23 protein-coding genes are annotated in these 21,563 nt (G+C 62.1%); 11 read left to right on the top strand and 12 right to left on the bottom strand.

Going from position 1 to position 21,563, the window contains the following annotated elements; translation table 11 throughout:
- Positions 1–120: 120 nt before the first annotated feature.
- The 3 genes from HX824_RS11990 to HX824_RS11980 all read left to right on the top strand — a co-directional run bounded on the left by HX824_RS11990 (position 121) and on the right by HX824_RS11980 (position 4,253).
- On the top strand, positions 121–1,296 hold the full coding sequence (locus HX824_RS11990; protein ID WP_102369740.1) for a GAF domain-containing sensor histidine kinase: 1,176 nt from the start codon (positions 121–123) through the stop codon (positions 1,294–1,296).
- Between the two features lie 100 nt (positions 1,297–1,396).
- On the top strand, positions 1,397–2,419 hold the full coding sequence (locus HX824_RS11985) for a transporter (RefSeq protein ID WP_177054580.1): 1,023 nt from the start codon (positions 1,397–1,399) through the stop codon (positions 2,417–2,419).
- 217 nt (positions 2,420–2,636) lie between these two features.
- A complete protein-coding gene (locus HX824_RS11980; RefSeq protein ID WP_008432964.1) occupies positions 2,637–4,253 on the top strand; it encodes an inorganic phosphate transporter in 1,617 nt (538 codons plus the stop codon).
- A gap of 123 nt (positions 4,254–4,376) precedes the next feature.
- On the opposite strand, the gene HX824_RS11975 is transcribed toward HX824_RS11980, so the two are convergent.
- From HX824_RS11975 to HX824_RS11965, 3 genes are all read right to left on the bottom strand, one after another.
- Positions 4,377–5,351, bottom strand: coding sequence for a biotin-dependent carboxyltransferase family protein (locus HX824_RS11975; RefSeq protein ID WP_177054579.1), 975 nt, complete (start codon positions 5,349–5,351; stop codon positions 4,377–4,379).
- Positions 5,348–6,226 (bottom strand): allophanate hydrolase subunit 1, encoded by an 879-nt coding sequence (locus HX824_RS11970; RefSeq protein ID WP_008432967.1) that lies wholly within the window; start codon positions 6,224–6,226, stop codon positions 5,348–5,350. The genes HX824_RS11975 and HX824_RS11970 overlap by 4 nt, the downstream gene beginning before the upstream one ends.
- 76 nt (positions 6,227–6,302) lie before the next feature.
- On the bottom strand, positions 6,303–7,061 hold the full coding sequence (locus HX824_RS11965) for a 5-oxoprolinase subunit PxpA (RefSeq protein ID WP_003211441.1): 759 nt from the start codon (positions 7,059–7,061) through the stop codon (positions 6,303–6,305).
- 232 nt (positions 7,062–7,293) lie between these two features.
- Here HX824_RS11965 and HX824_RS11960 point away from each other — a divergent pair, with 232 nt between their 5' ends.
- Positions 7,294–8,211, top strand: a complete 918-nt coding sequence (locus HX824_RS11960; protein WP_003211439.1) for a LysR family transcriptional regulator — start codon at positions 7,294–7,296, stop codon at positions 8,209–8,211.
- Here HX824_RS11960 and HX824_RS11955 read toward each other — a convergent pair.
- A complete protein-coding gene (locus tag HX824_RS11955; RefSeq protein WP_008432970.1) occupies positions 8,132–9,103 on the bottom strand; it encodes a LysR family transcriptional regulator in 972 nt (323 codons plus the stop codon). The genes HX824_RS11960 and HX824_RS11955 overlap by 80 nt on opposite strands.
- Positions 9,104–9,214: 111 nt before the next feature.
- On the opposite strand from HX824_RS11955, the gene HX824_RS11950 reads away from it, so the two are divergent.
- Complete coding sequence (locus tag HX824_RS11950) at positions 9,215–9,973, top strand: SDR family NAD(P)-dependent oxidoreductase (RefSeq protein WP_003211435.1); 759 nt, start codon at positions 9,215–9,217, stop codon at positions 9,971–9,973.
- Between the two features lie 57 nt (positions 9,974–10,030).
- Positions 10,031–10,939, top strand: coding sequence for a LysR family transcriptional regulator (locus HX824_RS11945; RefSeq protein ID WP_177054578.1), 909 nt, complete (start codon positions 10,031–10,033; stop codon positions 10,937–10,939).
- Positions 10,940–10,996: 57 nt separating this feature from the next.
- On the opposite strand, the gene HX824_RS11940 is transcribed toward HX824_RS11945, so the two are convergent.
- The gene (locus tag HX824_RS11940) at positions 10,997–11,434 is read right to left on the bottom strand and encodes a multidrug/biocide efflux PACE transporter (protein WP_008432974.1); all 438 of its coding nucleotides are present in this window, start codon (positions 11,432–11,434) and stop codon (positions 10,997–10,999) included.
- Between the two features lie 89 nt (positions 11,435–11,523).
- Here HX824_RS11940 and HX824_RS11935 point away from each other — a divergent pair, with 89 nt between their 5' ends.
- Positions 11,524–12,378, top strand: a complete 855-nt coding sequence (locus HX824_RS11935; protein WP_102369744.1) for a LysR family transcriptional regulator — start codon at positions 11,524–11,526, stop codon at positions 12,376–12,378.
- A 137-nt stretch (positions 12,379–12,515) separates the two neighbouring features.
- Here HX824_RS11935 and HX824_RS11930 read toward each other — a convergent pair whose 3' ends face one another.
- On the bottom strand, positions 12,516–13,358 hold the full coding sequence (locus HX824_RS11930; protein ID WP_177054577.1) for a LysR family transcriptional regulator: 843 nt from the start codon (positions 13,356–13,358) through the stop codon (positions 12,516–12,518).
- A gap of 111 nt (positions 13,359–13,469) precedes the next feature.
- Between HX824_RS11930 and HX824_RS11925 the strand changes: the two genes are divergently transcribed.
- On the top strand, positions 13,470–14,195 hold the full coding sequence (locus tag HX824_RS11925; RefSeq protein ID WP_177054576.1) for an SDR family oxidoreductase: 726 nt from the start codon (positions 13,470–13,472) through the stop codon (positions 14,193–14,195).
- Between the two features lie 138 nt (positions 14,196–14,333).
- Here HX824_RS11925 and HX824_RS11920 read toward each other — a convergent pair whose 3' ends face one another.
- From HX824_RS11920 to HX824_RS11905, 4 genes are read right to left on the bottom strand one after another with little or no spacing between them, the layout of a single operon-like run.
- Positions 14,334–15,545: an RNA polymerase sigma factor gene (locus HX824_RS11920; RefSeq protein WP_043225961.1), complete on the bottom strand. Its 1,212-nt coding sequence runs from the start codon at positions 15,543–15,545 to the stop codon at positions 14,334–14,336.
- Positions 15,546–15,547: 2 nt separating this feature from the next.
- Positions 15,548–16,030 carry an SRPBCC family protein gene (locus tag HX824_RS11915; protein WP_003213108.1) on the bottom strand — a complete coding sequence of 161 codons (483 nt, stop codon included), beginning with the start codon at positions 16,028–16,030 and terminating at the stop codon, positions 15,548–15,550.
- Between the two features lie 29 nt (positions 16,031–16,059).
- On the bottom strand, positions 16,060–16,404 hold the full coding sequence (locus HX824_RS11910; protein WP_003213107.1) for a YciI family protein: 345 nt from the start codon (positions 16,402–16,404) through the stop codon (positions 16,060–16,062).
- 42 nt (positions 16,405–16,446) lie between these two features.
- Positions 16,447–16,866, bottom strand: coding sequence for a nuclear transport factor 2 family protein (locus HX824_RS11905; protein ID WP_003213104.1), 420 nt, complete (start codon positions 16,864–16,866; stop codon positions 16,447–16,449).
- Between the two features lie 146 nt (positions 16,867–17,012).
- Between HX824_RS11905 and HX824_RS11900 the strand changes: the two genes are divergently transcribed.
- Together HX824_RS11900 and HX824_RS11895 are read left to right on the top strand one after the other, a co-directional pair.
- Positions 17,013–17,498, top strand: a complete 486-nt coding sequence (locus HX824_RS11900; RefSeq protein WP_177054575.1) for an N-acetyltransferase — start codon at positions 17,013–17,015, stop codon at positions 17,496–17,498.
- A gap of 20 nt (positions 17,499–17,518) precedes the next feature.
- Entirely contained in the window at positions 17,519–18,124 is a 606-nt protein-coding gene (locus HX824_RS11895) for a pyridoxamine 5'-phosphate oxidase family protein (RefSeq protein ID WP_003213099.1), read from the top strand.
- 46 nt (positions 18,125–18,170) lie between these two features.
- Here HX824_RS11895 and HX824_RS11890 read toward each other — a convergent pair whose 3' ends face one another.
- Positions 18,171–18,656: a GyrI-like domain-containing protein gene (locus tag HX824_RS11890; protein ID WP_087693161.1), complete on the bottom strand. Its 486-nt coding sequence runs from the start codon at positions 18,654–18,656 to the stop codon at positions 18,171–18,173.
- A 196-nt stretch (positions 18,657–18,852) separates the two neighbouring features.
- On the opposite strand from HX824_RS11890, the gene alaC reads away from it, so the two are divergent.
- A complete protein-coding gene (gene alaC, locus HX824_RS11885; protein ID WP_003213096.1) occupies positions 18,853–20,070 on the top strand; it encodes an alanine transaminase in 1,218 nt (405 codons plus the stop codon).
- Between the two features lie 134 nt (positions 20,071–20,204).
- Here alaC and HX824_RS11880 read toward each other — a convergent pair whose 3' ends face one another.
- Positions 20,205–21,560: a GntP family permease gene (locus HX824_RS11880; protein WP_008431626.1), complete on the bottom strand. Its 1,356-nt coding sequence runs from the start codon at positions 21,558–21,560 to the stop codon at positions 20,205–20,207.
- Positions 21,561–21,563 lie beyond the last annotated feature (3 nt).

Genomic DNA, 21,563 nt, shown 5'->3' with positions numbered 1-21,563 from the left:
AGAAGAGCAATTAGTCTAATTAGCGTGAACGAATTTGTACCTTACGCCGCCAAGCTCGCTAGAATCCCAACCATCAGCCAAGGCACAACGCCAGCAGCATCAGGACCGGAACCGTTCGCCATGGGGCAAAAAGCCGTCGACATTGCCACCATTGGCAGAATCAGCGCCGTCCCGGCGATTCTCCAGGTAGTCAGCGAGATGACCGGCTTGCGTTTTGCGGCCGTGGCCCGGGTCACCGATGATTCATGGACCGCCTGCGCCGTGCGCGACCAACTGGACTTCGGCCTGCCCGTGGGTGGCGAGCTGGACCTGACCACCACCCTGTGCCACGAAATACGCGACTCCCACGTCTCGATCGTGATCGACAAAGCCAGCGAAGACCCGCTGTACCGCGACCACCACACGCCGCGTATCTACCACTTTGAAAGCTACATCTCGGTGCCGGTGTTCCGCACCGACGGGCGTTTCTTCGGCACCATCTGTGCCCTGGACCCGAACCCGGCGCAACTGCGCAGCAGCACCATCCAGTCGACCATGGAGTCGTTTGCCCGGGTGCTGTCGCTGCAGATCGAAGCCGAAGAAAGCCTCCAGCAGACCGAAGCCGACCTGCAGCAGGAGCGCGAAACCGCCGAACTGCGCGAACAATTCATCGCCGTGCTCGGCCACGACCTGCGCAACCCGCTGTTCGCCATCAACGTCGGCGCCGAACGGCTGCTGCGCAAACACCCGGACCCGGCCACCGACACCCTGGTGCGGCACATGCTGGCCAGCGGCCGCCGGGCCTCGCAACTGGTGGAAGACGTACTGGACTTTGCCCGCGGGCGAATGGGCAGCGGCATCCCGGTGAACATCAGTGAATGCACTGGGCTTGAAGACACTTTGCAGCATGTGGTGGAAGAGGTGCAGCACGTGCACCCCAAGCGGCTGATTCACGCCCGCATCGGCAATCTCAAGGGTGTGAAAGGCGACCGCGAGCGGCTCGCGCAACTGCTCTCCAACCTGGTGGCCAACGCCATCAGCCACGGCAGCCCCGAAGGGCCGGTTGAGGTCAGTGCACAGGTCAACGCCGGCACGTTTGAGTTAACGGTGAAAAACCTTGGGCTGATCAGTGAGCAAGCCATGCCGCTGCTGTTCCAGCCCTACTCCCGACCGACGGGCGCCCTGCCCCAGGCCGGGTTGGGCCTGGGGTTGTACATCGTCAAACAGATTGCCGACGCCCATGGCGGGCGGCTGGAAGTGTCTTCCAGCGAGCAGGGCGGCACGGTGTTCAGCTTCAGTTTGCCCGCAGGCGATTGACGGCCACCTCAAACCGTCACAAAACCGTCAAATCCTGTTGCCATGATGCGCTCAAGTGAACCTGTGAAATTTCCTACAGGCACTTTCCCTGCGAGCCTCCATGAACCACAGCATCGACCACAGCCACCAGGACTCAGACCTGTTTGGCTTGCTCTACGGTTTTCGTTTCCGCCCCGGTGAAAAGGGCGAACAGATTGATTCAGCCACTGCCCTTGCGGCCTTGCAGCAGCCCGGAGACCCCGACGAATTTCTGTGGCTGCATTTGAACCTGGCCCACGCCGCCTGTGAGCGCTGGATGCAGGCGCACCTGAACCTGCCGGAAGAATTCTTCGAAGCCTTGCACGAAGGCTCACGCTCCACCCGCATCGAACACGTGGACTCGGCCTTGCTGGCGGTGGTCAACGACGTGGTCTTCAACTTCAGCAGCATGATGTCTTCAGACATTTCCACCTTATGGGTGTGCGCCCGCAGTCGGCTGTTGATCAGCGCGCGCCTGCAACCGCTGCATTCGGTGGACAAGCTGCGCTCGTCGGTTAAGGCCGGTGAACACTTTCGCTCGCCGCTGGAACTGTTGGTGCATTTGCTGCGGGACCAGGGCGAGGTGCTGACACAGATCGTGCGCAAGACCAGCCTCAGCGTCGACCAGATCGAGGACCAGTTGCTGTCGTCACGCCTGTCCACCAACCGCGCCGAACTGGGTGCCGCGCGCCGGGTGCTGGTGCGCCTGCAACGGCTGCTGGCGCTGGAGCCCGGCTCGTTGCTGCGGCTGCTCAATCGTCCGCCCCAGTGGCTGCAGAAGGAAGACGTGAAAGAGCTGCGCAAATCCACCGAGGAGTTTGCGCTGATCATCAACGACCTGATGGCGTTGGGTGAGCGCATCAAGCTGCTGCAGGAAGAGATCGCCGCCAACCTCAACGAACAGAGCAACCGCACGTTGTTCACCCTGACCGTGGTCACGGTGCTGGCGTTGCCGATCAACATCATTGCCGGTTTTTTTGGCATGAACGTTGGTGGTGTGCCGCTTTCTACAGACCCTGAAGGCTTCTGGATTCTGGTGGCGCTGGTGGCGACATTCACCCTGATTGCCGGACGCTGGGCGTTTCGCAAGCGCAAGGATTATTGAATTTGAAATGCGATCAAGTGTGGGAGCTGGCTTGCCTGCGATAGTGGTGGTGACTGATACACCGCTATCGCAGGCAAGCCAGCTCCCACATTTTATCGGCGGTGTTTTATAGACCGGCGGCAACTTCAATTCCCTAAACACTGATTTACCGCAGCATCTCTGTAACATTCTGCAACGATCATGACGGATATCCTCCCTCAACACTGGATGTTCCGGCATGGCAACCCCTTCGCTGACCGCCTCCACCGCCTCCGTCACCAACGATCCCAAACCGCGCCTGGACAAAAAACCCGGCCTGGTGACGGTGATCATTTTCTTCGCCGTACTCGCCATGGGCCTGTTGTTCACCGCCTACAGCCTGATGCACGACATGCACGAGCTGGGCACGGTGGTCACCACCTGGACGCCGTTCCTGCTGCTGGGCGTGGCGCTGTTGATCGCCCTGGGCTTCGAGTTCGTCAACGGCTTCCACGACACCGCCAACGCGGTGGCCACGGTGATTTACACCAACTCATTGCCACCGCATTTCGCGGTGGTGTGGTCGGGCTTTTTCAACTTCCTCGGCGTGCTGCTATCCAGCGGCGCGGTGGCGTTCGGCATCATCGCCCTGCTGCCGGTAGAGCTGATTTTGCAGGTCGGCTCCTCCGCCGGCTTTGCGATGATCTTCGCGCTGTTGATCGCCGCGATCCTGTGGAACCTCGGCACCTGGTGGCTGGGGTTGCCGGCGTCGTCGTCCCACACCTTGATCGGCTCGATCATCGGCGTGGGCGTGGCCAACGCCCTGATGCATGGCCGCGACGGCACCAGCGGTGTGGACTGGGGCCAGGCGATCAAGATCGGTTATGCGCTGCTGCTGTCGCCGCTGATCGGCTTCGCCTTCGCCGCCCTGCTGTTGCTGGCGCTGCGGGCCTTCGTGAAAAATCGCTCGCTGTACAAAGCGCCGAAAGGCGATACCCCGCCGCCTTGGTGGATTCGCGGCATGCTGATCGCCACCTGCACCGGTGTGTCGTTTGCCCATGGTTCCAACGATGGCCAGAAGGGCATGGGCCTGATCATGTTGATCCTGGTGGGCACCCTGCCGATGGCCTACGCGTTGAACCGCACCATGCCGGCCGGTGAGTCGTTGCAGTTTGCCGCGGTGGCCGAAGTCACCCAGGCCGCCCTGGTAAAAGCGGCGCCGCAACTGGCCCCCGCCGACTCTCGCGGCACCTTGTCGACCTACGTACGCACCAAGGAAGCCACCCCGGAACTGGTGCCCGCCCTGGCCGCCATCACCGGGCATATCGGTGAGGAAGTGAAGAGCTACGGCTCCCTCGCCGCCGTACCGGCCGAGGCCGTGGGCAACGTGCGTAACGACATGTACCTGACCAGCGAAACCATCCGCCTGATGGACAAGGGCAAGGTCGGCAACTTCGATGCCGACACCCAGAACAAGCTGCAACTGTTCAAGCAACAGATCGACAACGCCACACGATTTATCCCGCTGTGGGTCAAGATCGCCGTGGCCATCGCCCTCGGGCTCGGCACCATGGTCGGCTGGAAACGTATCGTGGTGACCGTGGGCGAGAAGATCGGCAAGACTCACCTGACCTACGCCCAGGGCGCATCCGCCGAGATGGTGGCGATGCTGACCATCGGCGCGGCAGACATGTATGGCTTGCCGGTGTCCACCACCCATGTGTTGTCGTCGGGTGTGGCCGGGACCATGGTGGCGAACGGCGGTGGCTTGCAGATGAAGACCATCCGCAACTTGCTGATGGCCTGGGTGCTGACGTTACCGGCGGCGATTCTGTTATCGGGTAGCCTGTACTGGCTATTCACCCAATTGTTCTGACACAACCCGATAAAAATGTGGGAGCGGGCTTGCTCGCGAATGCGGTGGCTCAGTCACAGACTTATTGACTGACACTCCGCTTTCGCGAGCAAGCCCGCTCCCACATTGGGTTCAGTGGTGAGTTCAGGTGCTAAACAACCCGCCCATCAGCTTCAACCGCTTCTTGTACACCCGCCGCGCCTCCAACGCTTCCTCCAGCGTCACCGCCACAAACCCCGCCCGCTGGTTCGGTTGCATCTGCCCGATCAGATCCAGGTCGGCACTGATCACCGTGCCAATCATCGCGTAGCCCCCGCCCGACACCGCGTCCCGGTGCAGCACGATCGGCTCCAGACCCGCCGGCACCTGGATCGAACCGATGGGGTAGCAACTGTCGACGATGTTCGACGGATCGGACCCGGCGCCAAACGGCTGTTCCCGTGGCTGAAAGCTCAAGGCATTGCCGCCCTTGAAGCGATAGCCGATGCGGTCGGCCTCCGACCCTACCGTCCAGGGCTCGGCAAAAAAGCTGCTCTTGGCGGCGGGCGTCAGGCGCTCGTAATACAGCCCTGGCACCACCCGCAGGGTCACGTCCCCACCCACCGATTGGCGCAACGCCATGGGCAAACTGTTCCCCGCCCGGCCTTTGCCGCTGGCTTCGCCCACGGGCAGTTCATCACCCTCCACCAGCCGCCGCCCCTGAAACCCGCCCAATGCGCCGAGGGTGTAAGTCGAGCGGCTGCCCAACACCAGCGGCACATCGATGCCACCGGCCACCGCCAGGTAAGTCCGCGCGCCGGCCCTGGGAAATTCAAAGCGCAGTACTTGCCCGGCGCGCACTTCAAACGCGGTGTCCTGATGCACCACCACGCCGTCCAGGCGCGGCGACATCAGCGCCCCGCACAACGCCACCAGGGCATCCTGCTGAAACTCCAGCTCCGGCCCGATCAACGTGCATTCCAGCCCGGCAGCGCCGATGGGGTTGCCCACCAGGTGGTTGGCCGCGCTCAACGCGTATTGGTCCAGGGCGCCGGATGGCGGGATGCCGAGGTGGTAATAACCTTCGCGGCCAAGATCCTGCACGGAGGTGGCGAGGCCGGCTTTGAGTACCTTGATCATGCCAGCGCCTCCTGCAGGGTTTTCGGGTAACCGATGGGGTCGGCGAGAAATGCGTCGAGGGAAAACTCCACCGGGCGGATGCGCAGGTCGAAGCGCCCTGCGTCCACTTCTGCCACGGCCAGGTCATAGGCGTCGCGGTCCATGGGTTTGAACTGCACGATGTCGCCGGGGCGGAAGAACACCATGTGCTCTTTCAGGTAAGCCAACTGCTGTTGCGGGTCGTAGATCGGCGCCGGGGTGACGCCGAACATCTGGTAGCCACCGGCGCCGCGTACCGAATAGATACAGCCGAAGCAGCCGCCGTGGCCGAGGGTCAATTTCGGCGTGTCGGTGCGTGGGCGCAGGTACTTGGGCACCTGCAACTGCCGCTCGCGTTCCACCATCTGGAACATGAACGGCAAGCCCGCCACAAACCCCACCATCGAGACAAACCACGGCGCGCCACTGTGGGCCGCGATAAACGCGTCCACATCCGCCAGGCCGTTGATCCGCGCTGCATATTCCAGGTCGGTGCCGGTCGGGTCCTGATGACGGTCGCGAAAGCGCATCAGGGTTTCATGGGTCCAGGGGTCGTTGTACAGCACCGGGATTTCGATGATGCGGGTGTGCAAGGTACGTTCGGCCACGGCCTGGGCTTCGGCGCTTTGTACCGCGTCGAGCAACACGTGGGGCGCGATGCGGTCCGGGTCGAAGCGAATCTGGAACGAGGCGTTTGCCAGGCAGACGTCCAGCACACCGTCCAGGGCCAAGCGTTCCACCGCGCGGGTGACGGCCATGCCCTTGAAGAAAGCCTCCAGGGACATGCTCTCGCTGACCTCGGCAAACAGGTGTTCATCACCGCCAAAGCTGTAGCGGATCGGGGAAGATTCAGCCATGTCTGTTCCTCTTGGAATCATTGTAGAAAGGCAGGCAAAAAATCAATCAGACCCGGTGTCTGGGCACCGGTGTCGGTCAGCGGGGTGTGCGTACTTCGATGCCCGCCTGATCCAGCGCTTCACGGGTGGCTTCCACCAGTTCAAGGGCGCCGGGGGTGTCGCTGTGCAGGCAGATGGAATCGAATTCGATAAACAGGTCTTCCCCTTCCACCGTACGTACCAGCCCGGTCTGGCAAGCCCGTAGTACGCGCGCCGCAACCGTCGCCGGATCCAGCGCCCGCACATTGCGGGTAAACACGATGGAGCCGGTGAGATCGTACTCACGGTCGGCATAAAACTCCCGCACCACCGGCTGGCCGAGTTCCTTGGCGATACGCCAGATCACCGAATTCGGCATGCAATACAGCAGCAGCGTGGGCTCCAGCCGTTGCAGGTTTTCCACGAGCAACCGCGCCGCTTCTTCATCCCGCGCCAGGTGCATATACAGCGCGCCGTGGGGCTTGATGTGTTGCAGCGTGAGGCCCTGCACCCGGGCGATTTCCCGCAGGGCGCCGAGTTGATAGAGCATGTCGTCCACCAGCTCCTGGGCCGGGGCGTTGATATGGCGTCGGCCGAAACCGACGAGGTCGCGAAAACCCGGGTGCGCGCCAATCGCCACGCCCAACTGCTTGGCGCGTTCGACGGTGCGGCGCATGGTGCCCGGGTCGCCGGCGTGAAAGCCGGTGGCGATGTTGGCCGAGCTGATGTAGGCCATCAGTTCGCTGTCGACGCCGTCGCCGATGGTCCAGGGGCCGAAGCCTTCGCCCATGTCCGAATTGAAATCCACTGCCTGCATCGGGGTCGCTCCGTTGAAGTTCTTGCGATGGAAATTAGGCTGCCCCTTGACCCCTTGGGAAGATCTATTATCAGATGGCCCATCTTCTGAAAATCAGATACCCGATACTGATCGTTCCCACGCTCCGCGTGGGAATGCAGCCCTGGACGCTCTGCGTCCGCCTTTAAAATCGTGACGCAGAGCGTCACAGGATGCGTTCCCACGCAGAGCGTGGGAGCGAGCGGAGAAACCAATGTCCCTGACCCTGCGCCAAATCCGCTACTTCGTCGCCACCGCCGAAATCGGCCAGATCTCCCAGGCGGCGATTCACCTGAACATCTCCCAATCGGCGGTGACCACCGCGATCAAGGAGCTGGAAGCGATGCTCGGCGCGCAGCTATTCGTGCGCTCGGCCCAGGGCATGAGCCTGACCGACGCCGGGCGGCATTTCCTCAACCGGGCCTACGTGATTGTGCGCAGTGTCGACGACGCCCTGAACAGCCCGCTGCCGGACTACCGCGCCAGCGGCGTATTGCGGGTGGCCGCCAGCTACACCGTGCTCGGTTACTTCCTGCCGCACCACTTGCAGCGCATGGAACACTGGCACCCGGACGTGACCATCGAGGTGTTCGAACAGGAACGCCAGGCCATCGAACACGGCCTGCTCAACGGCCAGTTCGATATGGCCGTGGTGCTCACCGCCAACCTCACCCACGCGGATATCGTCTCGGAAATCCTCTTCAACTCCGAACGCCGCCTGTGGCTGCCCAGCCATCACCCGTTGTGCGAACGCCCCGCCGTGAGCCTCGCCGATGTGGCCAGGGAGCCGTACATTTTCCTCACCGTCGACGAAGCCGAACAAAGCGCCATGCGCTACTGGGAACAGGCCGGGCAAACCCCCAAGGTGCGGCTGCGCACCAGTTCGGTGGAGGCAGTGCGCAGCATGGTCGCCAACGGCAGCGGCGTGGCGATCTTGTCAGACCTGGTGCATCGCCCGTGGTCACTGGAAGGCAAACGCATCGAAACCGTGAGCGTCACCGACAAGGTCACGCCCATGAGCGTCGGCCTGGCCTGGCACCGCGAGCGCGATTTCACGCCGGCGATGCAGGCGTTTCGGGATTACTTCCATGATGCATTCCTGGCGCCGCAGCAGTTGTCTGCCCGGCGTTGAAAGCAGCCTGCAAGGTGGCGGCCAGCCAATCCATGAACACCCGCACCCGCAGCGGCAAATGCCGTTGGCCGGCGTACAGCAGGGACACGTCCAGTGCCGGCGCCGGATAGTCCGGCAGCACCGCCACCAACTCGCCGCTGGCCAGTTGATCGTGAATGCCCAGGGCGGGCACCTGGGTCAGGCCAAAGCCACCGATGCACGCCGCCCGGTAAGCGTCGGTGCTGTTGACCGTGACGCGCCCGGCCATGGGAATCCGCTGCACCTTGTTGCCTTGTACGTATTCAAACCCTGGAGAACGTGAGCCCAGCGGGCGTACGTAATGCACCAGTTGATGGTGAGCCAAATCAGCGAGCGTCCTGGGTACGCCGTGGCGTTTCAGGTACGCAGCACTGGCGCAGTTGATCATCGGCATGCTGCACAACAAGCGGGCTACCACCGACTGGTCCGGCTGCGCACCGACGCGCAAGACGCAGTCGAAACCTTCCGCCAGCAAATCAACCTGGCGGTCGGTGCTGCTGATTTCCAGCTCGATCAGCGGGTGCAGGTCCATGAACTCGGGCAGGCGCGGCAGGATCAATTCCCGGGCCATGACATTGGGCATGTCCACCCGAATGCGCCCCGCCAGCTGCGCTTCATCCTGGCGAAACAAGCCTTCCAGCTCTTCCATGTGCGACAGCAAATCCTTGCTGCGCTCATACAGCACGCGCCCGTCCTGGGTCGCCTGAACCTTGCGCGTGGTGCGCTGCAACAGGCGCGCGCCCAGCAACTCTTCCAGCGCCTGCACATGCTCGGAAACCGTGGAGCGCGGCAAGCCCAGGCTCTCGCCCGCCTGGGTGAAACTCGACAGTTCGGCAACGCGCACGAAGGTACGCAGCAACTCTAGTTTGTTCATGGGATTGTTCGCCTTATCCGGCCAGTGATTCCGGCATAGCTCTGTTTATCACGTTATGGCCGGACAAATACACTCAGTCCCACGAACCATCACACGCTCGAGGACTTCACCATGACCCGTAAAATCGCACTCATCACCGGCGCCAGCCGCGGCCTGGGCAAAAGCGCTGCGCTGCACCTGGCGGCACAAGGCGTCGACATTATCGGTACCTACAACAGCGCGGCGGACGAAGCCCAGGCCGTGGTCGCCCAAGTCGAAGCGCTGGGCGGCAAGGCGGCCATGCTGCAACTGGACGTCAGCCAGAGTTCCACCTTCGAGGCGTTCACCGCCCAGGTCGGCTCGGTATTGAAGGACGTGTTCGGCCAGGCGCACTTCAACTTCCTGATCAACAACGCCGGGATCGGCGCCCACGCCAGCTTCGCCGACACCACCGAAGCGCAGTTCGACCAACTGGTGGCGATCCACTTCAAGGGCCCGTTTTTCCTGACCCAGAAACTGCTGCCGCTGATCAGTGACGGTGGCCGCATCATCAATATCTCCAGCGGCCTGGCGCGCTTCAGCCTGCCGGGTTATTCGGCCTACGCCTCGATGAAAGGCGCGGTGGAAGTGCTGACCCGCTACCAGGCCAAGGAACTGGGTGCCCGTGGCATCACCGTGAACACCCTGGCCCCCGGCGCGATTGCCACCGACTTCAGCGGCGGCGTGGTGCGCGACAATCCGGACGTGAACGCGATGGTCGCCAACAACACCGCCCTCGGTCGCGCGGGCTTGCCGGATGACATTGGCGGAGCGATTTCCACCCTGCTGGCCGACGGCAGCAACTGGATCACCGGGCAACGGGTCGAGGCCTCGGGCGGGATGTTTCTGTAATGCGCTCGGATTCTCCGCTAGCATCAATGCTTTCGGATACCTGACAGGCAATCACCCATGAGTTTTGATCCAGGACTGGCCGGTGGCATGGGCGTACTGGCCGCCGTGGTCGACAGCGGCAGTTTCGCCCGCGCCGCCGACAGCCTGGAGATGACGCCTTCGGGGGTCAGCCGGGCCATTTCGCGGCTGGAAAAACGCTTGGGCATCCGCCTGTTCGACCGCACTACCCGCTCGGTGCAATTGACCGACGAGGGCCGGCGTTTCTACCAGGAAATCGCCCCCCTGCTGGCCGGCCTGGAAGAAGCCGCCAGCTCGGCGGCCGACAGCGCCCTGACGGTTCGCGGGCGTTTGCGGGTGAACATCGACCCGTACTTTTCGCGGCTGGTGCTGGGGCCGGTGCTGGGTGAATTCATGAGCCAATACCCGCAGCTGCAGTTGGACCTGCACACGCGGGATCAACTCGGGGACCTGGTGGCGGATGGCTTTGACCTGGCCATCCGTTTTGGCATTCCGCAATCGTCCTCGCTGATCGCCCGCAAGCTGATGGAAGTGCGAGTGCTGACGTTGGCCTCGCCAGCTTATCTCGAGCGGCATGGTCGCCCTTCACACCCCAAGGACCTGGAAGACGGCCAGCACGTGTGCATCGACTTTCGCGACTCCCAGACCGGCCGGCCGTTTGGCTGGGAATTCCACCGGCCGGGCGAGCAGGTCAACATCGCCACCAGCGGGCGGCTGGTGGTCAACGACGCAGGGACCTTGTACAGCGTGTGCGAACACGGCCATGCAGTGGCGCAAATGCTCGACCTTGGGCTGGCACCGGCGCTGGAATCCGGCGCGTTGATCGAGTTATTTCCCGACTGGCCCGACGAGCGTTTCCCGTTGTATGCCTTCTACCCGTCGCGACATTTGCCGGCGGCCAAGGTGCGGGCGTTCCTCGATTTTGTGGCCTCCCTACAACCCCTGTAGGGGCTGGCTTGCCGGCGATGACGTATCCAAAATCGCCATCGCCGGCAAGCCGGACTCCTACGCGGTGCGCATCCGTTTCTGCATAATCCGCTCCCGCGCGGCGTCATACGCCCAGTGATACACATAGGTGTACGGCAGGAAAAACAGCAACACGCCGATGTCGAGGATAAACGCCTGCATCAGGCTGATGTCCAGCCACCAGGCAATCAACGGCACACAGATCGCCACCAGCCCGCCTTCAAACATCAACGCATGCAGCACGCGGGTCCACACCCCGCCGGACAGTTGCAGGCGCGCCTTGAGACGGTCGAACAGGCCGTTGAAAATCACGTTCCAGGCCAGTGCCATAAGGCTGATGGCCAAGGTCACGACGCCCATCTCCAGGGCCGGTTTATCCATGATCCACGCCAGCAGCGGTGTACAGATCAACAAGGCCAATCCTTCAAAACCAATGGCCTGCCAAACGCGTTCAGTAATCGACTTGGTGGGTGTCATGACCCGTTCTCCGTGAGTGACGATGGTTGCCATCATTACCCTTTGACTCGATACTTCATAACCAGTAACCATCGATCAAGGCGATAGTCATGGCATCCCACGAAGTGCTTCAGGCGTTTGTGCAGGCGGCGACCCACGGTTCGTTTTCAGCGGCGGCGCGCAAGCTGGGCAAGAGCCAGTCCACCGTCAGCGCGGCGGTGGCCAGCCTGGAGATTGACCTGGACGTGGTGCTGTTTGATCGCAGCAGCCGCAAGCCCACGCTGACCCCGGCCGGGCATGTGCTGCTGCAACGCGCCGAGCAGGTGCTGGAAGCCAGCAGCCGCCTGGAGTTGGCAGCCAGCCAGTTGTCCCAGGGGTTGGAGCCGAAGTTGAGTATCGCGATGTCCGATACGTACCAGTCGGACCGTTTCGAAACCGCCCTCAGCGCCTTCGAGCAGCGCTACCCGGACCTGGAGCTGGAATGCCTGATCGCCGAATGCGAGGACTTGATCGCCCTGGTGCAAAGTGGCCGGGCGCAGATTGCGTTTATCGAGATGCAGGAGGTTTACCCGCCGGACCTCACCAGCACCACCGTGGAAGAGCGCACGGAAATCGCGCTGTTTGTCTCACCCAGACATCCGCTGGCGAACCTTGCGGACATCGACCAGCACACCCTGGAACAACACCGCGAACTGCGCCTGGCGAGCATCATCAACCCGAATGAAACCCGCGGCCTGGGCCGAGTGTGGTCAGCGCCCAGTTACCTGATGCTGATGGAAATGGCGCAGCTGGGTTTTGGCTGGGCACCGCTGCCGCGCTGGCTGGTGGAGCGGTTTGGCGGCGACCACCTGTGTGAAATCAAGGCCCGGGGCTGGCCGCGCTCGGTGGCGGTGGACGCGTTGTGGTCACGCCAGCATCCGCCCGGCCCGGCCGGCAGTTGGTTGCTGGGCAAGATGCTGGAATAACGCCGAAACACACTATTCGCAACAATGAAGATCAAATGTGGGAGCTGGCTTGCCTGCGATAGCGGTGTGTCAGTCACCACCGCTATCGCAGGCAAGCCAGCTCCTACATTGAATTTGCGGTGAATTCAAAGGCGCCGTCAGGCGGCTTCAATCTGCGGCGGGCGGTTGTTCTGGAAATACTCATGCAAGGCCCGCAACGCCGGCAACTCCAGGGCCTGGGCGGCAAAGCACAAGCCCACCCGACGCGTCGGTGCCGGCAGGTGCCAAGGGCGAATCACCACCCCGCCCCGCTCCGTCGCCAGCGACTGCGGCAACATCGCCACGCCGACACCGGCCGCCACCATGTGCAATGCCTGGGTCAACGAACCGGCATGCCCGGCCACCGCCTGGGGCGAGCGGCCGTACAAGGCCATCAGCCGTTGGTGGGAATCATGCTGCGGGCAGGTGATCCAGTCTTCGATCGGCGCCCAGGCCTGCTCCTTGCCGCCCGCCGCCATCGGGTGCGCAATCGGCAGTGCCATCACGTAGGACTCTTCCCAAAGCGGCAGGAACAATTCGTCCTCGCAGCACATTTCCTCTACCGCCAGGCGCCCTTCTCCTTCGCAGCCTTCCTGCAAGGTCAGCAGCAAACCCGGCAGGCCCTGGTGCGCCATGCGCAGGAAAGTTTCGATCTGACTGTCGGCAATATCGCCTTCCACACCCAGTTCCAGGGCGATGCGGTTTTCGCGCCCGCGAAACAAGCGGCTCAATGCGTCGGCCTCGGCCACCATGCGCCGGGCTTGCGGGTACAGCACCCGCGCCTCGTCACTGACCTCGACCCCACGAGGCTGGCGCAGAAACAGCGCCACGCCCAGTTCTTCTTCCAGTTGCTTGATGGTCACCGACAACGTCGGCTGGCTGATGAACAGGCGCTGGGCGGCGGCGGTGATATTGCGTTCCTCGAATACCGCGAGAAACGCCTTGAGATGACGCACATCCATAGTTAATACCGATGACAGACAGAGGAATAAGGCATTTTTCAGCCAGCCGAGGGCTAAATATACTGCGCTCCACGTTCAGTTATTTGTTTTTCTTATTTCAGGAGTTCCACCATGAGCAAGCCATTGATCATCATCACCGGCGCCAGTTCGGGCATTGGCGAAGCCACCGCGCGCTTGCTGTCGGCCGCCGGCCACCCGCTGTTGCTGCTGGCCCGCCGCGTCGACCGGCTGAATGCGCTGGAGTTGCCGAACACCTTGTGTCGCGGTGTCGACATCACCGACCGCGCTGCGCTGGTGGCGGCGGTGAAAGAAGCCGAAGCGCAATTCGGCCCGGCCGATGCACTCATCAACAATGCCGGCGTGATGCTGCTGGGCGCGGTCAGCGAACAGGACCCGGCACAGTGGGAGCAGATGCTCGACGTCAACGTAAAGGGCCTGCTGAACGGCATCCATGCGGTGGCCGGCAGCATGGTCAAGCGCAAGGGCGGCACCATCATCAACGTCAGCTCGGTGGCCGGGCGCAAGACCTTCCCCAACCACGTCGCCTATGTAGGCACCAAGTTCGCCGTGCATGGAATTTCGGAAAATCTGCGGGAAGAAATGTCGCCGCACAACGTGCGCGTGATCACCATTGCACCGGGTGCGGTGGAAACCGAACTGCTGAGCCACACCACCGACGAAGCGATCAAGACCGGCTACCAGGCGTGGAAACAGGACATGGGCGGCACCGTGCTGAGCGCCGATGATGTGGCTTCGGCGATTGCCTATGCCTACCAGCAGCCGCAGCATGTGTGCATTCGCGAGATCGTGTTGGCGGCGACGCGTCAGCAGCCGTAACTCATTCATCAAGACAACATCGAACAAATGTGGGAGCGGGCTTGCTCGCGAATGCGGTGGATCAGTCACTGAAATGTTGACTGACACACCGCATTCGCGAGCAAGCCCGCTCCCACATTTGGATCTCCGGCGCCTGCACTATTTGAGTTCGGCCAGACGCCGCTCGATAAAGCGCTTTTCGGGCACTTGCTGGGTCAATGCCAGCGCCCGTTCAAACGCCCGCCGCGCGTCCTCCACTCGGCCCAATCGCCGACAAAACTCGCCCCGCGCCGAGTACGCCAGGTGATAGTCCACCAACTCCCCCCGCGCCAGAATGCCGTCCACCAATTGCAAACCGGCCTGCGCCCCATCGCGCATCGCAACGGCCACCGCGCGATTCAGCTCGATCACCGGCGATGGCATCGCTCCAAGCAACACGTCATACAGCCCAACGATCTGCGGCCAATCAGTCTCATCGGCGCTCACGGCTTCAGCGTGTACCGCCGCAATCGCTGCTTGCAGGCTGTAGGGCCCGAAGCGGCGTGTGGTCAGGGATTTCTCCACCAGGGCGCATCCTTCAGCAATCAACGACGCATCCCACAGCGAACGGTCCTGCTCATCCAGCAGCACCAATTCGCCGCCCGCCGAGGTGCGTGCCGGGCGCCGCGACTCGTGGAGTAACATCAGCGCCAGCAAGCCCATCACTTCCGGTTCCGGCAACAACTCCATCAGCAAACGGCCCAGGCGAATCGCTTCGCGGGTCAGGTCTTCACGGGTCAGGTCGGCGCCCATTGACGCCGAATAGCCTTCGTTGAACACCAGGTAAATCACCCGCAGCACACTGTCCAGGCGCTCGGGCAACTCCGCCAGGGATGGCACCTGATAGGGGATCTTCGCTTCGCGGATCTTGCCCTTGGCCCGCACGATGCGCTGGGCGATGCTAGTGGGCGTGGCGAGAAACGCCCGGGCGATTTCCTCGGTGGTGAGGTCGCAGATCTCACGCAAGGTCAGCGCCGCCTGGGCATCCGCCGCCAGCGCCGGATGGCAGCAGGTGAAGATCAGGCGCAAGCGGTCGTCTTCCACGTCTTCAACGCTCCAGTCTGCCGCTTCCAGCGCATCAGCTTGCGCCTGCAACAACGGGGTAAAACGCGCCTGGCGACGTAAACGGTCGATGGCCTTGAAGCGCCCGGTCGAGACCAGCCAGGCCCGGGGGTTATCCGGCACACCGTCCTGCCCCCAGCGCTCGACTGCGACGAAGAACGCCTCGTGCAAGGCTTCTTCAGCCAGGTCGAAATCGCCAAGCAAGCGAATCAGGGTCGCCAGGATGCGCCGCGATTCGCTGCGATAAACCGCTTCAACCCGGGCCTGCACCGTCAATCGCGCAGGCCTTCGGTCACCAGCGTCACCAGCCGGTCGAGGCTCTGTCCCCAGCCCTCGTGAAAGCCCATGGCTTCGTGGGCCTGCTTGGTTTCGGCGCTCCAGTGCATGGCGCGGGCGGTATAGAGGGTTTTGCCGTCGACGTCTTCAAAGGTAACTTCTGCGGTCATGAATGGCTGGCCCGAAGGGATCCAGCCGGGGGTGAAGGCGTCGGTAAACACCAGCCGACTGGGGGCGGTAATCTCCAGGAATACGCCCTGGGTTGGGTATTCGCTGCCGTCCGGCGCGCGCATCAGCGTGCGAAATTGCCCACCCACCCAAAGGTCCATTTCGCACTCGGGAGTGGTCATGCCGTGTGGGCCCCACCACTGCTGCAACAAGGCCGGCTCGGTCCAGGCGCGGAACACGCGGCTGCGAGGGGCATCGATCAAGCGACTGATGGACAGTTCAAATTCGGCGGGTTTGGGTTGAATGCTCATGGGAAACCTCCTGGGTTTTATTGTTGTGATCAGAGATTCAATTCACGCACGGGGCGTACTTCCACACTGCCGACCCGAGCCGCCGGTATGCCGCCGGCCACCTGGATCGCTTCATTCAGGTCCTTGGCTTCGATCAGGTAAAACCCGGCGAGCTGCTCCTTGGTTTCCGCAAACGGTCCGTCGGTGATCGACAACTTGCCGTTGCGCATGCGCACGGTGGTGGCGGTGCTCACCGACTCCAGCGGCTCGGCAGCGAGCATGCGCCCGCTGGCCTGCACGGACTGGCCATAGGCGAAACATTCCGGGTCCTTGGGGCTGTCGGGCGAATCGTGCAGCACCTGTTCGTTGCTATAGATCAGGCAGAGGTATTTCATGGGATTCTCCGTTTTCGGACAACTGACTATAGTTCGCGACGCTCAAGGTTTCAGGTCGAACAGACCGGCGCCGGTTTCCATGTCGAAGGGTGCCGACCAATGTTCATGCACCACTTTCCACTCGCCGCCAACGCGCTGGTAGCCGGCGCTGACGCGCATCCAGCAGGTCTTGAGTACGCCGTCGGGCCCGGTGCCGCCACAGTGCGCGAGCCAGTGGGCAAAGGCGCTGTTATCGCCGGCGACGATACGCATCTCATGGAAGTCAAAAACCCCGGGGCCCGGGCAGAACTCCATGCACGCCTTCCAGTGCGCCTGATAGGCGGCCTTGCCCTTGAACTGCAGGGCGCTAACGGCGTCGAACGCGACGATATCGTCGGCGTAAAAGCTGACTATTTTCTCGACATCCTTGGCGGTGACCGCCTGTTTCCATTGTTCGATCAAGCTGCTGATTGCGGTGCTCATGGCGATACTCCTTGCGGGAAAAATCACTGAAGACCCCCTTAGTCGACTGAGCCCCGGGCCAATCGACAGTCCCGCAAAAAATAATTGCGACTACCGCAAACCCGCTAGAATCCGCGCTTCTTTGTAGGATTTCGGATGCTACGCCGATGGAAACCCGCCTCGTCGCCTATCAGACGTTGACTGCCCTGCAACAACAGCAACTCAACGCCCTGGAAGTGCATCCCGAACAACTGGGTTTTTCCGGCGATATCTACTGTGCGCTGAACACCCTGCTGGTCAATCCGAACCCTGGCGTGGCAGGCTTTGCGTTACTCGCCGACAACATTCCCGTGGCCTTCCTGCTGCTCAAACGCCCACCCTGCCTGCCCCATTGGGCGGATGAACACAGCGCCACGCTGCATGCGTTGCAAGTCGATCGCCATCAGCAAGGCCTGGGGTTTGGCAAAGCCTGCCTGCAAGCCCTCCCCGCCGCCGCGCGCCTGGTTTGGCCGCAGATCAAGGCGCTGGAGCTGTCGGTGGACACGGATAATGTGGCGGCGATGGGGCTGTATTTGCAGCAGGGCTGGGTGGACAGCGGGGAGGCGTATAAGGGGCGGATTGGGTATGAGCGCCGGTTGGCGTGGGTGTTTTAAACAATAAGGAGCTGGTGAAGATGCTAACAACCCTGGAACAACTCGAAACCCTCTACGGCCTCCCCCACGAGCGGGCCGTGCGCAAGGAAATCCCGTTTCTCAACGAGGATTACCAGGCCATGGTCCGCGCGTCACCCTTGGTGGTGGTGAGTTCATCCGGCCCGGACGGCATCGACGGTTCGCCCCGTGGCGACGTGCCAGGTTTTGTACGAATTATCGACGAGCGCACGTTGGCGATTCCGGATCGGCCGGGGAATAACCGCCTCGACACCCTGCGTAATCTGGTGGTGGACCCGCGTATAGCGTTGCTGTTCATCATCCCGGGGATTGGCGAGACGTTGCGGGTCAATGGCCGGGCGCAGATTTCCATCGAGCCAGAGTTGCTGGAGAGCTTTGCGGTAAATGGCAAAGCGGCCCGTTCGGTGATTCTGGTGCAGGTGGAGGCGGCATATTTCCATTGCTCCAAAGCCTTTGTGCGCTCCGATTGCTGGAACCCGGAAAAGCATCTGGATCGCTCGGCACTGCCCTCCGCCGGGGCGTTTCACAAGCGCTTGAATGATGGGGCGTTCGACGCCGAAGCCTATGACCGCGAGATGCCGGAGCGGGTCAAGGCCACGCTGTATTGAGAGGCCATTGCAGGAGCGAACGTGCTCGCTCCTGCCGGTGGCGCGGTCAGGTGGATTCGGCGTTGATGGGGATCCAGATTTCCACGGAGCCCGTGCCTTTACCCACATCGAAATCGGCGCTGTAGCGCTCAAAATCAGCCCCGACCACCTTGTACCCGGAGGCCGGCAGCCATTCGAACATGATGCGTTCATAGGTCTGCGCCAGCGCCTGCACCGGGCCAAAATGCGGGAACACGGCATAGCGATGGGCCGGGATTTCAATCGACTGGAAGTTGCTCGGTACATCGCCCTTGGCCGGTACTTCAACGCCGGCCAGGTAGTCAAATTCATCGTGTTTGGCGTTGTAGCACACGCCATAGGTTACGCCGCCGACGCGTTTCTTGATCTCTTTGAAGCAGCTGTCGAACAGCTCCCACAACTTGGGAATATCGCCAATCGTGGCCTTTGAATAACGCCCTTGCACACCCGCGATCACCAGGGCCTTGCCCTCTTCCATGCGCGGCTGTAACGGCAGTTTTGTCTGTTGATCCATCTGAACAGTCTCCTTCTTATGAGGGAACAAACCCGCGTCGAGTATAGGGGCATATCCCCGTCGCACTCCAAACAGAAATTTTTCCCACAGCATCTGGACAATTGGCCATCACCGACCGTATTGTCTGCCCCGCAGGCCACCGCAGTGGCCGACGTCGCTCGGACGGTTCCGGGCGCTTACGTATTTCGAGGCAACAATGGCCGAACCCCGTTCGCCGCGCCGCTTTGCGCGCATAGATCGACTCCCCCCTTACGTGTTCAATATCACTGCCGAGCTGAAGATGGCTGCGCGTCGGCGCGGCGAAGACATCATCGACTTGAGCATGGGTAACCCGGACGGCGCCACTCCACCGCACATCGTGGAAAAAATGGTCACCGTCGCCCAACGCGAAGACACCCACGGTTACTCCACTTCCAAAGGCATTCCGCGGCTGCGCCGGGCGATTTCGCGCTGGTACAAAGACCGCTACGAAGTGGACATCGACCCGGAAACCGAAGCCATCGTGACCATCGGTTCCAAGGAAGGCCTGGCGCACTTGATGCTGGCCACCCTGGACCAGGGCGACACGGTGCTGGTGCCCAACCCCAGCTACCCGATTCACATCTACGGTGCCGTGATTGCCGGCGCCCAGGTGCGTTCGGTGCCGCTGATTCCGGGGGTGGACTTCTTCGCTGAGCTGGAACGTGCGATTCGTGGCTCGATCCCCAAGCCGAAGATGATGATCCTCGGCTTCCCGTCCAACCCCACCGCACAGTGCGTGGAGCTGGACTTCTTCGAACGGGTGATCGCCCTGGCCAAGCAGTACGACGTGCTGGTGGTGCATGACCTGGCCTACGCCGACATCGTCTACGACGGCTGGAAAGCTCCGTCGATCATGCAAGTGCCGGGCGCCAAGGACATCGCGGTGGAGTTTTTCACCCTGTCCAAGAGCTACAACATGGCCGGCTGGCGCATTGGTTTCATGGTGGGCAACCCGGAACTGGTCAACGCCCTGGCGCGGATCAAGAGCTACCACGACTACGGCACGTTCACCCCGCTGCAAGTGGCGGCGATTGCGGCGCTGGAAGGCGATCAGCAGTGCGTGAAAGACATTGCCGAGCAGTACCGTCAGCGCCGTAACGTGCTGGTGAAAGGTCTGCATGAGCTGGGCTGGATGGTCGAGAACCCGAAGGCGTCGATGTACGTCTGGGCGAAGATTCCCGAGGCGTACGCCGCGATGGGGTCGCTGGAGTTTGCCAAGAAGCTGCTGCTTGAGGCGAAGGTGTGTGTGTCGCCGGGGATTGGCTTTGGTGAGTATGGTGACGACCACGTGCGCTTTGCACTGATCGAAAACCAGGACCGGATTCGCCAGGCGGTGCGGGGCATCCGGGCGATGTTCCGGGCGGATGGGCTGGTCAAGAAAGCTGACGCCTGACCCGATCCAACGGCAGGAATGATCGTTCCCACGCTCTGCGTGGGAATGCCGCCTTGGACGCTCTGCGTCCGCTTGTGACGCGGAGCGTCACAGGATGCGTTCCCACGCGGAGCGTGGGAACGATCACTTACCGCCTAGACCACCAGCGACAGCAACATGATAAAGCCCAACGCCACCACCGACAGGATGGTCTCCATCGCCGTCCAGGTCTTGAACGTCTCGGCCACGGTCATATTGAAGTACTGCTTCACCAGCCAGAACCCCGCATCGTTGACGTGAGACAGCACCAGCGAGCCCGCCCCCGTCGCCAATACCAGCAACTCGCGGTTCACCCCCGGGATCATCCCCACCACCGGCACCACAATGCCTGCACCGGTAATGGTCGCCACGGTGGCAGAACCGGTAGCCACACGAATCACCGCCGCTACCAGCCAGGCCAGCAGGATCGGGTTGATCTGCGCGGTCACCGCCATATGGCCGATCACATCACCTACGCCGCTGGTCACCAGCATCTGCTTGAAACCACCACCGGCACCGATGATCAGGATGATCGCTGCAGTCGGCGCCAGGCTGGCGTCGAGCAGCTTGAGGATCTGCTTGGAGCCGATGCCCTGGCGATGACCAAAGGTGTACAACGACAACAGCAAAGCCAGCAGCAAGGCGGTGATCGGGTGACCGATCATGTCCATCCAGTTGCGGATCACGTGGCCGTCCGGCAGGGCGACGTCGGCGAAGGTTTTCAGCAGCATCAGGAACACCGGCAGCAGCACGGTGATCAGGGTGATACTGAAGCTCGGCAGGGTCTTGGACTCCGGTTGCTCACTGGCCAGTTGGTCTACCAGTTCCTGGGACGGGTTGCCCGGAATGTACTTGGCGATAAACGAACCGTAGAGCGGGCCGGCGATGATCGCCGTAGGCAGCGCGACGATCAGGCCGTAGAGAATGGTCTTGCCGATGTCGGCACCGAACACGCCGATCGCCAGCAGCGGGCCCGGGTGCGGTGGCACCAGGCCGTGCACCGCCGACAGGCCGGCCAGCAGCGGAATGCCGATCTTGATCAGCGACACACCGGTACGGCGCGCAACGATAAACACCAGCGGGATCAGCAACACAAAACCGATCTCGAAGAACAGCGGAATGCCCACCAGGAACGCGGCGAACATCATTGCCCACTGCACCTTCTCCTTGCCGAAGGCCCGCACCAGGGTTTGCGCGATCTGATCGGCACCGCCGGAATCGGCCATCATCTTGCCGAGCATCGTACCCAGCGCGAGGATAATCCCGACAAAGCCGAGCACCCCGCCGAAGCCGTCCTGGAAGGCCTTGATGATCTTGTCCACGGGCATGCCCGAGGTCAGGCCGAGAAAGCCTGCGGCGATGATCAGCGCAATGAACGGGTGGACTTTGAACCGGGTGATCAACACGATCAGGCCGATGATGGTCACCACTGCATCGAGCAGCAGATAGGTATCGTGGGACAAGCCAAACATGGG

The organism is Pseudomonas sp. D4002, assembly GCF_013385665.1.
GTDB lineage: Bacteria > Pseudomonadota > Gammaproteobacteria > Pseudomonadales > Pseudomonadaceae > Aquipseudomonas.
The sequence above is the reverse complement of the archived record's forward strand: the minus strand, read 5'-3'. Positions and strand labels throughout refer to the sequence as shown.

Bases quoted from the DNA above. Each gene is read 5' to 3' on its own strand.
- HX824_RS11935 (WP_102369744.1), top strand. From the start codon at position 11,524: ATGGCATCCCACGAAGTGCTTCAGGCGTTTGTGCAGGCGGCGACCCAC.
- HX824_RS11925 (WP_177054576.1), top strand. From the start codon at position 13,470: ATGAGCAAGCCATTGATCATCATCACCGGCGCCAGTTCGGGCATTGGC.
- HX824_RS11945 (WP_177054578.1), top strand. From the start codon at position 10,031: ATGAGTTTTGATCCAGGACTGGCCGGTGGCATGGGCGTACTGGCCGCC.
- HX824_RS11940 (WP_008432974.1), bottom strand. From the start codon at position 11,434: ATGACACCCACCAAGTCGATTACTGAACGCGTTTGGCAGGCCATTGGT.
- HX824_RS11985 (WP_177054580.1), top strand. From the start codon at position 1,397: ATGAACCACAGCATCGACCACAGCCACCAGGACTCAGACCTGTTTGGC.
- HX824_RS11980 (WP_008432964.1), top strand. From the start codon at position 2,637: ATGGCAACCCCTTCGCTGACCGCCTCCACCGCCTCCGTCACCAACGAT.
- HX824_RS11890 (WP_087693161.1), bottom strand. From the start codon at position 18,656: ATGGATCAACAGACAAAACTGCCGTTACAGCCGCGCATGGAAGAGGGC.
- HX824_RS11905 (WP_003213104.1), bottom strand. From the start codon at position 16,866: ATGAGCACCGCAATCAGCAGCTTGATCGAACAATGGAAACAGGCGGTC.
- HX824_RS11900 (WP_177054575.1), top strand. From the start codon at position 17,013: ATGGAAACCCGCCTCGTCGCCTATCAGACGTTGACTGCCCTGCAACAA.
- HX824_RS11910 (WP_003213107.1), bottom strand. From the start codon at position 16,404: ATGAAATACCTCTGCCTGATCTATAGCAACGAACAGGTGCTGCACGAT.
- HX824_RS11930 (WP_177054577.1), bottom strand. From the start codon at position 13,358: ATGGATGTGCGTCATCTCAAGGCGTTTCTCGCGGTATTCGAGGAACGC.
- HX824_RS11895 (WP_003213099.1), top strand. From the start codon at position 17,519: ATGCTAACAACCCTGGAACAACTCGAAACCCTCTACGGCCTCCCCCAC.
- HX824_RS11960 (WP_003211439.1), top strand. From the start codon at position 7,294: ATGTCCCTGACCCTGCGCCAAATCCGCTACTTCGTCGCCACCGCCGAA.
- HX824_RS11990 (WP_102369740.1), top strand. From the start codon at position 121: ATGGGGCAAAAAGCCGTCGACATTGCCACCATTGGCAGAATCAGCGCC.
- HX824_RS11955 (WP_008432970.1), bottom strand. From the start codon at position 9,103: ATGAACAAACTAGAGTTGCTGCGTACCTTCGTGCGCGTTGCCGAACTG.
- HX824_RS11965 (WP_003211441.1), bottom strand. From the start codon at position 7,061: ATGCAGGCAGTGGATTTCAATTCGGACATGGGCGAAGGCTTCGGCCCC.
- HX824_RS11970 (WP_008432967.1), bottom strand. From the start codon at position 6,226: ATGGCTGAATCTTCCCCGATCCGCTACAGCTTTGGCGGTGATGAACAC.
- HX824_RS11975 (WP_177054579.1), bottom strand. From the start codon at position 5,351: ATGATCAAGGTACTCAAAGCCGGCCTCGCCACCTCCGTGCAGGATCTT.
- alaC (WP_003213096.1), top strand. From the start codon at position 18,853: ATGGCCGAACCCCGTTCGCCGCGCCGCTTTGCGCGCATAGATCGACTC.
- HX824_RS11915 (WP_003213108.1), bottom strand. From the start codon at position 16,030: ATGAGCATTCAACCCAAACCCGCCGAATTTGAACTGTCCATCAGTCGC.
- HX824_RS11880 (WP_008431626.1), bottom strand. From the start codon at position 21,560: ATGTTTGGCTTGTCCCACGATACCTATCTGCTGCTCGATGCAGTGGTG.
- HX824_RS11950 (WP_003211435.1), top strand. From the start codon at position 9,215: ATGACCCGTAAAATCGCACTCATCACCGGCGCCAGCCGCGGCCTGGGC.